This window comes from Actinorectispora metalli, assembly GCF_056323685.1.
Map to the genome: position 1 here is coordinate 580,664 of NZ_JBREYE010000002.1, position 13,352 is coordinate 594,015.

Consider the following 13,352-nt stretch of genomic DNA (forward strand, 5'->3'; position numbering starts at 1 on the left):
CTAGAGCAGGCCGAGCTGCTTGACGGCTTCGCGCTCCTCGCCGAGTTCGGCGACGGAGGCGTCGATGCGCTCGCGGGAGAAGTCGTTGAGCTCCAGGCCCTGCACGATCTCGTACTTGCCGCCCTTGCAGGTGACCGGGAACGAGCTGATCAGGCCCTCGGGGACGCCGTAGGAGCCGTCCGACGGGATGGCCATCGAGGTCCAGTCGCCCTCGGGGGTGCCGTTGACCCAGTCGTGGATGTGGTCGATGGCGGCGTTGGCGGCGGAGGCCGCGGAGGAGGCACCGCGGGCCTCGATGATGGCGGCGCCGCGCTTGGCGACGGTGGGGATGAAGGTGTCGCGCAGCCAGGCCTCGTCGTTCACGGCCTCGGCGGCGTTGCGGCCGCCGACCTCGGCGTTGTACAGGTCGGGGTACTGGGTGGCGGAGTGGTTGCCCCAGATGGTGAGCTTCTTGATCTCGGAGACCGGCACGTTCAGCTTGGCCGACAGCTGCGACAGCGCGCGATTGTGGTCAAGGCGGGTCATGGCGGTGAAGCGCTCGGCGGGCACGTCGGGGGCGTGCGCCTGGGCGATCAGGGCGTTGGTGTTGGCGGGGTTGCCGACCACCAGCACCCGGATGTCCTCGGCCGCGCCCGCGTTGATGGCCTCGCCCTGCGGCTTGAAGATGCCGCCGTTGGCCTCCAGCAGGTCGCCGCGCTCCATGCCCTTGGTGCGGGGGCGTGCGCCGACCAGCAGCGCGACGTTGGCGCCGTCGAAGGCCTTCTTGGCGTCATCGGTGATCTCGATGCCGGACAGCAGCGGGAAGGCGCAGTCGTCGAGCTCCATCGCGGTGCCCTCGGCGGCCTTGAGTGCCTGCGGGATCTCCAGCAGGCGGAGCTGTACCGGCACATCGGCGCCGAGCAGCTGGCCGGACGCGATACGGAACAGCAGGGCGTAGCCGATCTGTCCGGCTGCGCCGGTGACGGCGACCTTGACCGGGGCCTTGGCCATCGAGTGTCTCCTCCTCGTGAATTCTTCAAGTCGCCAAGGATGCTAGTCCTCGGCCTCCGAGGAGGAACGCGGCTGTGTCATTGGTGACGCAAGAGGGGCCAAAGGTCCCGTATTGCTCACCCTGCCACCCGTCGAGCCGTGAGTGCTTCGTGCAGCGATTGCACTCACGACCCGATGCCACCTCAGCCCGCGACCTTGTGCCGCTCAGCCTTCGACAGCTCCAAGAGCTGCGCAAACTGCACCACTTGGCCACCCGCGCCCCAGTTGCCCTCCGGCACCTCGCGGATCAGCGTCCAGATGTGCAGCAGGGCCTCCGGCTTGTCCTCGATGCCCGCCGCCTTGGCCACCGCCTGGTGCACGTCGGCGATCAGTTTTTCCTTGCGGCGCTGGGACAGCGCACCCGCGGGGACGGTGATGTCCACCCGGAAGCGTGGCGCCGCGGCACCGGCCCGGCCGCCGACGGACAGCCTGGCCTCGTGCAGGTAGACCCAGGTGATCTCGCGGAAGAACTCCGTGTCCGGAGCGCCCTCGGCGGCCAGCAGGACGCCCGCGAGCTCCTCCTGCAACTCCTGCACCACCCCGGCTTCAAGTGCACCGGCGGGCACGGTCAGATCGATCAGCGGCATGACACCCTCCACAGTTGGCTACTCGCTGGTAACTATGGGGTATGACATAATCCTGGTCAAGAGCGGTCGGGAAGGATTGGCATGAGTCGCAAGCCGGGGGACACGCGGCGCCGGATGTTGGACAGCGCGATCACGCTGCTGCGCGAGCGCGGGGTCTCGGGAACCACGGTCGACGCGGTGCTCGCACATAGCGGGGCGCCGCGCGGCTCGGTGTACCACCACTTCCCTGGCGGCCGGAACGATTTGATCGTCAGCGCCGTGCGGCTGGCAGGTGACTACATCGCGGCGTTGGTGGAGGATGCGGCCGCGAAGGGCGACCCTGCGGGCGCCCTGCGGCAGTTCGTCGAGTTCTGGCAGCAGTCGCTGGTCGCCACCGACTACCAGGCGGGCTGTCCCGTGGTCGCGGTGTCGGTCGACAACCGCGACGAGGTGCCGGAGGCGGCGGAGGCGGTCCGCGAGATCTTCGCCCGCTGGCAGGCCAGCTTCCGCGAGTTGCTTGTTGGCCGGGGGTTCGCCAGCGACCGCGCCGCCCGGCTGTCCACGCTGGCCATCGCCGCGATCGAGGGCGCGGTCATCCTCTGCCGCGCCCAACGCACCACGGAGCCGCTGACCCAGGTCGTGAAGGAATTGGTCCCCCTCCTGGTGCGGCCCTGACGGGATTCAAGCCTGCAACTGATCTATCTGGAACACCAGATCCTGACAGTCCGAAGTCTGGCGCTTGGCGGCCTCTTCTCGAAGTTTGTCCAGACGCCGGATCGCCCGATGGGATCGAAGCTTCTCGCATTCCTCGATGGTTGGCTGCGCGATGATCAACGCCTTGCGGATTTCGCCTGCGCGAAGCAAAGCTGTAGCCAGGCTGATGTTGAGGAAGATCTGAGTTCGACCCGGCGGCGCGGCTTTCATGTCTACTGCGGTTTGATACAGCATCACTGCTTTGGCCGGATCGCCTTCCGAACTGTAGGAGTGGTAGGCCGCCTCCGTGGCATACAGTTCGCCGCTATCGAAAAACGCTCCCCAGCGCGACTCCTGCCAGGGTTTGTCGAACAAGATCTTGGTGAACTTGAGGGCTTCACCGGCAAGATCAAGTCTGCCGAGTTGGGCGTATGCACGCACTCGATAGGCGCCCATCATGGCCCGCAGCTTGCGGTCTCCGCTGGCCTCGGCCGGATAAGCGCCAAGCTCCAGGATTTTGAGCGCTGCGCCTGGTGCCCCGTTGTCCAGTTCGAGGCGTGCCGCCGAGTACATCAGGAACCCGGTCAACCCGTCGTCGTTCGCTTCTTTGGCGAGCTCAAGTGCCCTCATGTAGTGGTATCGCGCGTCGCCGTTGTAACCGACGTCGAAAGAGGTCCAGCCTGCGAGCTGGTGTGCATCGATGGTGGCATGCAGCAAGTGGCGGCGGACGGGATCGGAACAGTGCGCCGTGAGCAGCGCTCGCGCTCGCCGCATTTGGGCCAGCGCGACATGCCGGATCGCTCCGCCGCCCTGTGCGAAGTCGATTCCGCGAGCAGCCTTGATGGTTGCTTCCACTCGCTGTACGTCGGAGAGCCCAATGCGGTTGGGAACGGGAGTATCCGGTGTGGAGTGTTTCCAAGGCGGGAGATCACCGGAGCCAAAGTCGATCATGGCGCCGAATGCCGCGCCGGTTGCAGCCTTCAGCAGCATGCGTCGCTGCACGTCCTCGTCCTCCTCTTCACCCCCCTTGTCCGGATCGACCTCCGGATCGAACCCAACACCGAGGTAGCCGCGGGGGATGCCTAGACCCTTGGCAATCCGGACCAACACCGCGTAGCACTGCACAGCGCGGCCTTTGATGATCTCGCTGACCTCCGACTGCGACTGCTGTGTCAGCGCGGCGATCTTGCGCTGCGAAACCCCGACTGCGACGAGCAATCGGTAGACCCCGCCGATGTCTTGCACGACCAGCGCGGCCTTCACATCGTCCCGCTCCCAGAAACCCTCGGGCACCAAGGAGCCACTTTCGTTCACACTGTCCATGGCCTGGGTATCGACGGGGGTTGTTGCCGTGGATAACCCTGTGTCCAACGAAAGTAACGTTTGGTGCGGGGAACGGCACTGCGGCGATCGGGTGAGCCGATGGAGCTGTCACCCAAAAGGGGCCGAAAACCGGCCTGGCCTGGAGGAATGCATGCCACGCGAGCACAATTATCGGCTCACTGTCACCTGGACCGGCAACCGGGGAACGGGCACTAGCGACTATCGCTCCTACGACCGCGCCCACGCCGTCACCGCCGAGGGGAAGCCTGCCATCGACGGCTCATCCGATCCGGCGTTGCGCGGCGAACCCAGCCGCTGGAACCCGGAGGAACTGCTGGTCGCCGCGCTCTCCCAGTGCCACATGCTCTGGTACCTGCACCTGTGCGCCACCGGGGGCGTGGTCGTCACCGACTACCGCGACGATGCGAGCGGCACCATGGTCGAGGTCCGCGAGACGGGCGGCCACTTCACCTCGGTCACCCTTCGCCCTCACGTGACGGTGGCGGACCCCGGCATGGTCGCCAAAGCAGGCGATCTGCACGCCGAGGCGCATCGACTCTGCTTCATCGCCAACTCGGTCAACTTCCCCGTCCACCACGACCCCGTGGTGACCGCGGGCTGATCGGGCTCAGCACTCCACCGATGCCGCCACGCGGGAAGCGCGGCGGCCGGTCGGTGGCTGGGGACTAGTCCAAGCCGCGGTAGACGGTCTTGCCGTCACCGGCGAACAGGTCGGGGTCGTCGTCGGCGGGCGGCTCCGGGTCCTTCCACTCCTCCCTCGTCATCGGGCGATTAGCCCGGATCATGCCCTCGACGTCGTGCTTGAGGGCCTCGTCCTGCCGAGGGCCGTGCTTGCTGCTGCCTCGTTCCATCGTCAACCTCCTACCGCCGGTTCTCCATGCAACCGGCTGCGGCTCGAACCGGGCTACACATCCGGTCAGGAATGCCGCAAAACCGCACCGACGCCATCGATGAGTTCCTGCTTGCGCATGACCTCCACGGATGCGCCGGTACCGGCCGCCGCCCGGATGATCACGTCTTGGACGGGTGCGGTGACCGGCTGGTCCACGCCCAGCTGACGGAGTGTCTCGGCGTCACCCGCCAGCTGCTCGGGACGCGGGCCCACGACCGCTTCCTCATCGGGCAGGCGGTCGGGGTCGATGAGCACGGTCTCGACCTTGGCTTCCCGCAGTGCACCCAAAACGGCTTTCATACCTTCTACGGCCAGACCATCGTGTCGTCCGAGGGAAGCCCGGAACTTTTCGAAGGCGGCAGCCCGGTTCCGACCCGCCTGCCTGCCCGCCACCTCGGCCGTCTTGGCGAGTACCGAGTCGAGGTCGCCACCTTCCCTGCGGGCGCCGCCCGGGATCTCGGTGACGTTGAGGTCCTCGGCGAGTTCGGCGTGCAGCAGGGCGCGAGCCTCGGCGGGTCCGGACAGCACGACGATGGTCGCGCCGATCTCCCGCACCAGCTTCTCCACCGCTTCGGCGACCTGCCTGGCGTTGTGCTGCCAGGTCTGCCCGACGGTCTGCTGGACCCTGCGGTGCGCCCACCCGCCGCCCGGCGTCTTGTGCACCGGGTACTGGTCGCCGACAACCTCGCCCTCACGGTGCGCGGGCTCGTTGCCGCTCATCGTGTACAGGTCGGCGCCGCGGTGGTCCACCACCACGATCACCGCGGGCGGGCGATCCAACTCGGAGCGCAGCAGCGGAAGCAGCCGGGGGAGCGGCCCGACCTCGGCGGAGGCCACCGGCGGCGGCTCGGGCAGGAACTCGTCCACCAGCACGCGGTCCTGGGCTGCCACCAGCGCTCGGCCCGCGATTCCCTCGGGCGGGTCGCTGTCACGCAACGCCGCCTCGATCGCGTCGATGGCGGACTCGTCGGCGCCCTGATCCCGGAGCTGTTCGCGGACGCTGCGTCGCCGCAGTTCGTCCTCCTTGGCCGCGTCCTCGCCGGCATGCGTCGCATCCAGGTACACACTCGCGAACGGGCCGTCCAGATCGGCCAGTTCACGGAACCGGGTGAGTCGCATGACGTACCCCAATCGCTGATGTGCTTCCTTCTCGGCTACCCGAGCCACTGCCCCTTATTCGGACCTCACGGCCACCCGAAATAGCCTGCGGCGCTGCCCAGCATCAGGCCCGACACCAGCAGCGCCAGGAGCACGAGCAGGCCGATGACCAGCGGCGACACCCATCGTGGCGGGGGCGGTTCCTCGCGGTGGGACAGCCCCGAGACGCTGCCCTCCGCGGGCGGTGTCTCGCCGGGCGGCACCCCACCGCCTGGTTCCAGCCCGGGCGTGGTCTCAGGTGTGGGATCCGGTGATTGAGCCATCTAAACGGGGTACCCAGCGGCCGAAAGTGGTAACGAATCCGAGGAGGACGATTCCCGTGGCCGGACGACTCGATGGCGTCACCGTGGCCTTTCTCGTCGCGCCGGAGGGCGTCGAGCAGGTAGAGCTCACCCAGCCCTGGAAGACCGTCCAGGACGAGGGCGGCACCCCGAAGCTGATCTCCACCAAGACCGGCGAGATCCAGGCCTTCAACCACCTGGACAAGGCCGACAAGTTCCCCGTCGACGGCACCGTCGGCCAAGTCGACGTCGAGCAGTTCGACGCGCTGGTGCTGCCGGGCGGCGTGGCGAACCCCGACTTCCTGCGCACCGACCCGATGGCGGTCGGCTTCACCAAGGACTTCTTCGTGCAGGGCAAGCCCGTCGCCGTGATCTGCCACGGGCCGTGGACGCTGATCGAGGCCGACGTCGTCCGCGGTCGCCGCATCACGTCGTGGCCGAGCCTCAAGACGGACCTGCGCAACGCGGGCGCCGAATGGGTCGACGAGCAGGTCGTCACCGACCAGGGCCTGGTCAGCAGCCGCAAGCCCGCCGACCTCGACGCGTTCTGCGCCAAGCTCGTCGAAGAGTTCGCAGAGGGCCGCCACGCCGGTCAGCAGACGAGCGTCGGCGAGCAGCGGCAGGCACAGCCGATGCCGCGCTCAGTGCACTGACACCCGAGTCCGAGCGCGGCACGTGGCCAACCAGGGCAGGTCACGTGCCGCGCTCTTCCACGTCACGGCACCACCCGGTAGTGGGTCGTCAGGCGCCGCTCGTCGTCCAAGACATGAAACGCCAGGCCGGGCGGCAACTCGGCGTCCAGTTCCTCGTCGCCTTCCCACGGCAGGTGCAGCGTGGTCACCACACCGGGTGCCACCAGCAGCGGTCGGCCGCTGAAGGTGGTCGCGGCGGGCGTGTGCGCGTGACCGCACAGCAACGCCACGATGTTCGGAACACCGTCGACCACCCGAGCCAGCCGATCCGCTCCCCGCTGCCGGATCGCGTCCAGCCGGTTGCTGTGCAGCAGCACCGGCGGGTGGTGAAAGCACACGAACACGGGCGTCTCGCTCGGCACCTCAGCCAACTCCCGTGACAGCCACTCCAGCGTCTCGTCCGCCAGCAGGCCGTGGTCCTCGCCGGGCACGCTGGAGTCACACATCGCGAACACCGCCCCGGCGACGCGGTGGATGCGGTTGACCGGCGAGTCGTCCTCCGGTTCACCGAGCAGTGCCTTGCGGAACGGGCCACGCACATCGTGATTGCCCGGACAGGTGAGCACCGGATGCGGTGAGTTCAGCAGCGTCCTGGCCTGCTCGTACTCGGCGATCGCCCCATGGTCGGCGATATCGCCCGTCACCAGCACCACGTCCACCGGCAGCCGGTTGACGAAGTCCATCACCCGCGCCGCTCGCCCCACGGATTCCTCGGTGGCGCCCAGGTGGAAATCGGACAGGTGGGCCAGCAGGATCATCGCGCCTCCCCGGCGGTACCACCGTATGCCGGTAGCCGCGGCCACCGGGATGTGGGCACCCTCTTTGTAACCCGGGAGGTGATCTGTGGCATGTGGACACGCGCCCAGTTCCTGAAGGCCGTCGGCGCCACCACCGTGCTCGCGGGCTGCCGCGGGACCCCACCGGAGGGGCTGTTCCTGGACAACCTGCGCGGCTACACCTTCGCGGGCGGTGAACTGCGCCAATTCTCCCGGCTGCACGTCGGACCCGACGGGCGCGTGGTCGCACTGGACAACGCGCCGCCCACCGACATCAGGCGGATCGACGGTCGCGGCCGGGTGCTGATCCCCGGGCTGATCGACGCCCACGGCCACCTGATGAACCTCGGCGCCAAACTCAGCCAGGCCGACCTCGCGCAGGCCAAAACACTCGCCGAGGCGCAGGAGATCATCCGGCGCTACGCCGCCCAGGACAGCGGCCCGTGGGTGCGCGGCCGCGGCTGGAACGAGGTCGTGTGGAAGCTCGGCAGACCGCCGACCGCCGCCGAACTCGACGCCGCGGTGGCCGACCGGCCCGCCTGGATGATGCGGATCGACAACCACACCGGCTGGGCCAACACCGAGGCCATGCGGTTGGCGGGCGTCACCAAGGACACCCCGGACGTCGAAGGCGGCCACATCGAGCGGCTGCCCGACGGCACCCCCACCGGCGTGTTCGTCGACAACGCCACCAGGTTGATCACCGCGAAGCTGCCCGCCCAGACACCCGAGGAACTGGGCCGCTGGCTCGACCTGGCGCAGAAGCACCTCAACTCGCTGGGCATCACCTCGGTCGGCGACGCCGCCACCTCGGCCATGGACTACGGCGTGCTGCGCGACCGCGCCAACGCGGGCAGGCTCACCGTGCGGATCAACGCGTTCCTGCGCATGGAGGCCTTCACCGAACTCGGCGCCCAGGCCCGCACCGAAGGCATGGCCGCCGACCTGCTGCGGGTGGCGACCGTGAAACTGCGCGCCGATGGGGCGCTGGGCAGCCGAGGCGCCGCGCTGCTCGCCCCCTACACCGACGACCCCGCCAACTCAGGGCTGCTGCTCACCGACGCGGCCACCCTGCGGGGCGAGATGGAGCAGGTGATCGCCGCCGGCTACCAGGTGGCGGTGCACGCCATCGGCGACCGCGCCAACCGGCTCGCTCTCGACGCCTTCGCCGCGATCCCGCGCGGCACCCGGCGGCACCGCATCGAACACGCCCAGGTCCTCGACCCCGCCGACATCCCGCGCTTCGCCCAACTCGGGGTCATCGCCTCCATCCAGCCCGGCCACGCCACCGACGACATGAACATGGCCGGTGACCGGCTCGGCCCGCAACGGCTGCGCGGCGCGTACGCCTGGCGGGCGCTGCTGGACGCGGGCGCCGTGCTGGCCGCCGGATCGGATTTCACCGCCTCCTCGGCGAACCCCTTCCACGGCATGCACGCCGCCGTCACCCGCACCGACCACGGCGACCAGCCTCCCGGCGGCTGGCTGCCCGATCAGCGGCTCACCGTGCGGGAGGCGTTCCGCGCCTACACCGTGCACGCCGCGCACGCCGCCCACCAAGAGCACCTCATCGGTTCGCTGGAGCCGGGGCGGTACGCCGACTTCGCCTTCATCGACAACGACATCTTCGCCCAGGGTGCCCGTCCTCTCTGGACCACCAAGGTGGAGGAGACCTGGCTCGCGGGCCGCCGCCTGTAGCAGGAATGCCTGCTCAACGCGCCGGGTATCAGGTCAGCATGCGACTCAGGCGCAGCGACCTCTCCGGCGCGGGCATCCTCCGACGCCGCCAGGGCCGCGGGTTCCGCTACCTCGACGCCGACGGCGACACCGTCGACGACCCCGAGGTGATCGAGCGCGTCCAGTCGCTGGCCATCCCGCCCGCCTGGCGCAAGGTGTGGATCTGCCCGTTCCCCAACGGCCACATCCAGGCCGTCGGCTACGACGTGGCCGGGCGGCGGCAGTACCTCTACCACGAGCGGTGGCGGCAGGAACGGGACGAGGAGAAGCACGACCGGGTGCTGCAACTCGCGCCGAAGCTCGCCGACTTCCGCGCTGCCGCCCGCGAACAACTATCGGGCCGCGGGCTCACCAGGGAACGCGTGCTGGCCACCGCGCTGCTGATGCTGGACCGTGGCGTGTTCCGCACCGGCGGTGAGGAGTACGCCGAGGACAACGGCAGCTACGGGCTGGCCACCCTGCAACGCGAGCACGTCACCGTGAGCGGGGACGCGATCCGGTTCGCCTACCCCGCCAAGAGCGGCATCGACCGGGTGCTGCGGCTGGAGGATGCCGAACTCGCCAAGGTGGTGGCCGCGATGCTGCGCAACCAGGACGGCGGCGACCGGCTGCTCCGCTACCGGGACGGCGACCGCGGCTGGTGCGAGGTCCGCGCCGAGGACATCAACGCCCGCTTCAAGGAGTGCGTCGGCGAGGAGTTCACCGCCAAGGACCTGCGCACCTGGAACGCCACGGTGCTCGCCGCCGTCGCCTTCGCCGACGCGGGCGAACCGCCGACCTCCAAACGCGGAGTGAAACGGGTCGAGACCGCGGTGATCAAGGAGGTGGCCGAACACCTCGGCAACACCCCCGCGGTCTGCCGGAAGTCCTATGTGGACCCCAGAGTGTTCCGCCAGTGGGAGCGCGGCAAGAGCATCGCGGGCACCCTGCGCCGCCTCGGCAGCACCGATTTGTCCTCTGAGGACAACCGCGTCCGGATCGAAAACGCCGTGTGCCGCCTGCTCAAAGCCTGTAACTGACCTCCGAAGGGTGACCTTGACGTGCGAAACCACCGATGATGGGGTAGATCGCAGTCATGGAATGGATGCTCAGTCCCGAGTTGTGGATTGCCTTCGCAACGCTGTTGTTGCTCGAGATCGTGCTGGGCATCGACAACATCGTGTTCATCTCGATCCTCGCAGGCAGGCTCCCCACGCACCAACAGCAGCGGGCGCGCGTCCTCGGTCTGTCGCTGGCTTTGATCACCCGCCTGCTGTTGCTGGCTTCGCTGTCCTGGGTGATCGGCCTGACCGCGCCGCTGTTCTCGGTGTTCGGCCACGAGATCTCCGGCCGAGACCTGATCCTGGTGCTGGGCGGACTGTTCCTGCTCGTCAAGGCCACCTACGAGATCCACGAACAACTTGAGGGCGCCGAACACAGCGCAGCCCGCAAGGTCACCTCGTTCGCCGCCGTGATCGTGCAGATCCTGCTGCTCGACGTGGTGTTCTCCCTCGACTCGGTGATCACCGCGGTCGGCATGGTGGAGGAACTGGGCATCATGATCGCGGCCGTGGTCATCGCGATGATCGTCATGCTGTTCTCGGCCAGGTCCATCAGCGACTTCGTCGGCCGCCACCCCACCGTCAAGATGCTTGCCCTGGCCTTTCTCTTGCTGATCGGCGGCAGCCTCATCGCGGAAGGCTTCGACCAGCACATCCCCAAGGCCTACGTCTACGGCCCCATCGCCTTCTCGATCTTCGTGGAGTTCCTCAATCTCCGAGCCCGAGCACGGGCCGCCAAGCAGCCCGTGCACCTGCACCCGACCTACGTCAAACCGGACGAAGGAGCCAACTAGTAGTCGCGGATGATCACGAACGACTCGGCGGGCACGTACAGCCCGGAGTCGTTGATCACGACCTCGTCGGAGGAGCCCAGCAGCAGGTCCGAATCGCTGCCGTTGGGGGAGTGGTTCTGGGTGTAGGGGCCGAGGTTGCAGATCAGCCGAAGCTGCCCGCGGAACAGCATGACCCATCGGTCGTCATCGTCGAAGTCGGTGTCCATCCGGAACAGCCGGGGGTCCGACAACTCGGGATGCCTGCGTCGCAGCGCGATCAGCGACCGGTAGATGTCCAGCAACCACTTGTGCATGCCCTGGTCCTGCTCCGACCAGTCCAGCTTGGACCGCTCAAAGGTGTCCCTGCTGATCGGGTCGGGCACGTCCGCCTCGCCCCAGCCGTGCTCCGCGAACTCCTTCCGCCGCCCGGTGCGCACCGCCTCGGCGAGTTCCGGGTCGTCGAACCCGGCAAAGAACTGCCACGGCGTCCGCGCCCCCCACTCCTCGCCCATGAAGATCATCGGCGTGAACGGCGAGCACAGCACGAGCGCCGCACCGCAGGCGAGCAGGCCAGGCGAGACGGTGGCCGACATCCGGTCCCCGACCGCCCGGTTGCCCACCTGATCGTGGTTTTGCAGGAACGCGATGAACCGGTGCCCCGGCGTGCTGTGCACATCCACCGGCTTGCCGTGCGAGCGCTTGCGGAAAGAGGACCAGCCGCCCGCGTGGTAGTAGGCCTGCCGCATGGTGCGCATCAGCGTGTCCAGCGACCAGAAGTCACCGTAATACCCGTGCCGCTCCTCGGTCAGCGCCACGTGCAGGCAGTGGTGGATGTCGTCACACCACTGCGCGTCCAAACCGAACCCGCCGCCATCCCGGCTGGTGATCAGCCGCGGATCGTTGAGGTCGGACTCCGCGATCAACGTCAGCGGCCGCCCGAGGTGCACCGACATGCTGTCGGTGGCGATCGCGAGGTCCTCCAGGATGTGCTCGGCCCTGCTGTCCTTGAGGGCGTGCACCGCGTCCAGCCGAAGCCCGTCGACGTGGAAGTCCCGGAACCAGCCCATCGCGTTGTCCACCACGTACTGGCGCACCACATCGGAGTGCGGACCGTCCAGGTTGAGCGCGTTGCCCCAGATGTTGCTGCCCGCGAAGTACGGTCCGAACCGGTCCAGGTAAGCGCCCGAAGGCCCGAGGTGGTTGTAGACCACGTCGAGCACCACTCCGAGGCCCCGAGCATGGCAGGCGTCCACGAACCGTTTGAACCCGTCCGGCCCGCCGTAGCTTTCCTGCACCGCGTACCAGAGCACGCCGTCGTAGCCCCAGCCCCGGTCCCCGTCGAAGGCGTTGACCGGCATCACCTCGACCAGCGTGATGCCCAGTTCGACCAGATGGTCCAGCCGCTCGATCGCGCTGTCGAAGGTGCCGCCCGGGGTGAACGTGCCGATGTGCAGTTCGTAGAGCACCGCACCCGGCAGCGCCCGCCCCGTCCAGCCGTCGTCGGTCCAGTCGAACCGGGCGTGGTCGTAATGCCGGGACAGCCCGTGCACCCCGTCGGGCTGCCAGACCGACCGCGGGTCGGGCAGCACCTGCTCGTCGTCGTCCAGCAGAAAGCCGTAGTCGGCGCCGTGCTCCGGCCAGATCCTGGTGCGCGGCAGCCACCAGCCGTCCAGCGTTTTCCAGAGGTCGTGATCCTGCCCCTTGAGGCGCATTCGCACCCGCTCACAGTGCGGCGCCCACACCCGAAGATCCACGTCTTCCATCCTGCCCACCCCGGTCTCAACCCACCATCGGACGATCGATTGACCGCCGCCGCGAAGCCCGCTGGGAGTACCTCCTGACCGTAACTCCTATGCGTCAAGATTCCTTGACAAGGATGTTCGGTTACCTTGACGGCATGGATGGAATCATCGAGTCACTGCCCGGACACGAAGGCTTCGTCGCGGCGCTGGTGCCGAACGGCGTAGTCCGCGCAACCCCACACACCCGGCAGGTCGAGGGCTACGCCGCCGCCTGCGCATGCGGATGGGTCGACGAACACCGGCTGCCTGCCGACGAGGACGGCCGTCGCGCTGCGGAGGAGCAGTGGTGGCGCGCCCACGCGATGCCGCTGCTCAACACCGAGCCGCCAGGCTGGCTCCAGGTCAAATCCGACGTCCTTCGGGAGCAGCTCGAGATCCTGCTGACCAGCCAGCCGGAAGCGGCGTTGAAACTGCTCGCCGAGGTCGACGGCTGGCAACGAGCGCTCACCACCCGCGCGGTCTCCTCAGCCCGCGAACGCGGCCTCTCCTGGTCGGCCATCGGCGCCGCCCTCGGCGTGAGCAGGCAGGCCGTTCACGAACGGTTCAGCGCCACAACACAGCTGTGAATG

Annotated in this window: 15 protein-coding genes; 7 read left to right on the top strand and 8 right to left on the bottom strand. The window is 68.2% G+C overall.

The window, feature by feature from the left end; translation table 11 throughout:
* Positions 1-990 carry a malate dehydrogenase gene (locus tag ACU6XJ_RS22790; RefSeq protein ID WP_476315341.1) on the bottom strand — a complete coding sequence of 330 codons (990 nt, stop codon included), beginning with the start codon at positions 988-990 and terminating at the stop codon, positions 1-3.
* Between the two features lie 182 nt (positions 991-1,172).
* A complete protein-coding gene (locus ACU6XJ_RS22795; RefSeq protein WP_476315344.1) occupies positions 1,173-1,616 on the bottom strand; it encodes a tautomerase family protein in 444 nt (147 codons plus the stop codon).
* 81 nt (positions 1,617-1,697) lie between these two features.
* Between ACU6XJ_RS22795 and ACU6XJ_RS22800 the strand changes: the two genes are divergently transcribed.
* Complete coding sequence (locus ACU6XJ_RS22800) at positions 1,698-2,270, top strand: TetR/AcrR family transcriptional regulator (protein ID WP_476315347.1); 573 nt, start codon at positions 1,698-1,700, stop codon at positions 2,268-2,270.
* A 6-nt stretch (positions 2,271-2,276) separates the two neighbouring features.
* On the opposite strand, the gene ACU6XJ_RS22805 is transcribed toward ACU6XJ_RS22800, so the two are convergent.
* Positions 2,277-3,611: a helix-turn-helix domain-containing protein gene (locus tag ACU6XJ_RS22805; protein WP_476315350.1), complete on the bottom strand. Its 1,335-nt coding sequence runs from the start codon at positions 3,609-3,611 to the stop codon at positions 2,277-2,279.
* A 151-nt stretch (positions 3,612-3,762) separates the two neighbouring features.
* Here ACU6XJ_RS22805 and ACU6XJ_RS22810 point away from each other — a divergent pair, with 151 nt between their 5' ends.
* On the top strand, positions 3,763-4,233 hold the full coding sequence (locus tag ACU6XJ_RS22810; protein WP_476315353.1) for an OsmC family protein: 471 nt from the start codon (positions 3,763-3,765) through the stop codon (positions 4,231-4,233).
* 64 nt (positions 4,234-4,297) lie between these two features.
* On the opposite strand, the gene ACU6XJ_RS22815 is transcribed toward ACU6XJ_RS22810, so the two are convergent.
* The 3 genes from ACU6XJ_RS22815 to ACU6XJ_RS22825 all read right to left on the bottom strand — a co-directional run bounded on the left by ACU6XJ_RS22815 (position 4,298) and on the right by ACU6XJ_RS22825 (position 5,945).
* Positions 4,298-4,483, bottom strand: a complete 186-nt coding sequence (locus ACU6XJ_RS22815) for a hypothetical protein (RefSeq protein ID WP_476315356.1) — start codon at positions 4,481-4,483, stop codon at positions 4,298-4,300.
* A 65-nt stretch (positions 4,484-4,548) separates the two neighbouring features.
* Entirely contained in the window at positions 4,549-5,643 is a 1,095-nt protein-coding gene (locus tag ACU6XJ_RS22820; RefSeq protein WP_476315359.1) for an Rv2629 family ribosome hibernation factor, read from the bottom strand.
* 65 nt (positions 5,644-5,708) lie between these two features.
* On the bottom strand, positions 5,709-5,945 hold the full coding sequence (locus ACU6XJ_RS22825; protein WP_476315362.1) for a DUF6480 family protein: 237 nt from the start codon (positions 5,943-5,945) through the stop codon (positions 5,709-5,711).
* Positions 5,946-5,995: 50 nt separating this feature from the next.
* Between ACU6XJ_RS22825 and ACU6XJ_RS22830 the strand changes: the two genes are divergently transcribed.
* A complete protein-coding gene (locus tag ACU6XJ_RS22830; protein WP_476318585.1) occupies positions 5,996-6,616 on the top strand; it encodes a type 1 glutamine amidotransferase domain-containing protein in 621 nt (206 codons plus the stop codon).
* Between the two features lie 62 nt (positions 6,617-6,678).
* Here the strand turns inward: ACU6XJ_RS22830 and ACU6XJ_RS22835 are convergent, their stop codons facing one another.
* A complete protein-coding gene (locus tag ACU6XJ_RS22835) occupies positions 6,679-7,413 on the bottom strand; it encodes a metallophosphoesterase (protein ID WP_476315364.1) in 735 nt (244 codons plus the stop codon).
* Between the two features lie 90 nt (positions 7,414-7,503).
* On the opposite strand from ACU6XJ_RS22835, the gene ACU6XJ_RS22840 reads away from it, so the two are divergent.
* From ACU6XJ_RS22840 to ACU6XJ_RS22850, 3 genes are all read left to right on the top strand, one after another.
* On the top strand, positions 7,504-9,129 hold the full coding sequence (locus ACU6XJ_RS22840; RefSeq protein ID WP_476315367.1) for an amidohydrolase: 1,626 nt from the start codon (positions 7,504-7,506) through the stop codon (positions 9,127-9,129).
* Between the two features lie 38 nt (positions 9,130-9,167).
* Complete coding sequence (locus ACU6XJ_RS22845) at positions 9,168-10,187, top strand: DNA topoisomerase IB (protein ID WP_476315370.1); 1,020 nt, start codon at positions 9,168-9,170, stop codon at positions 10,185-10,187.
* A 65-nt stretch (positions 10,188-10,252) separates the two neighbouring features.
* Complete coding sequence (locus tag ACU6XJ_RS22850) at positions 10,253-11,002, top strand: TerC family protein (RefSeq protein ID WP_476315373.1); 750 nt, start codon at positions 10,253-10,255, stop codon at positions 11,000-11,002.
* On the opposite strand, the gene treZ is transcribed toward ACU6XJ_RS22850, so the two are convergent.
* On the bottom strand, positions 10,999-12,735 hold the full coding sequence (treZ, locus tag ACU6XJ_RS22855) for a malto-oligosyltrehalose trehalohydrolase (protein WP_476318587.1): 1,737 nt from the start codon (positions 12,733-12,735) through the stop codon (positions 10,999-11,001). The genes ACU6XJ_RS22850 and treZ overlap by 4 nt on opposite strands.
* Before the next feature lie 143 nt (positions 12,736-12,878).
* On the opposite strand from treZ, the gene ACU6XJ_RS22860 reads away from it, so the two are divergent.
* Complete coding sequence (locus ACU6XJ_RS22860) at positions 12,879-13,349, top strand: hypothetical protein (protein WP_476315376.1); 471 nt, start codon at positions 12,879-12,881, stop codon at positions 13,347-13,349.
* Positions 13,350-13,352: the final 3 nt, after the last annotated feature.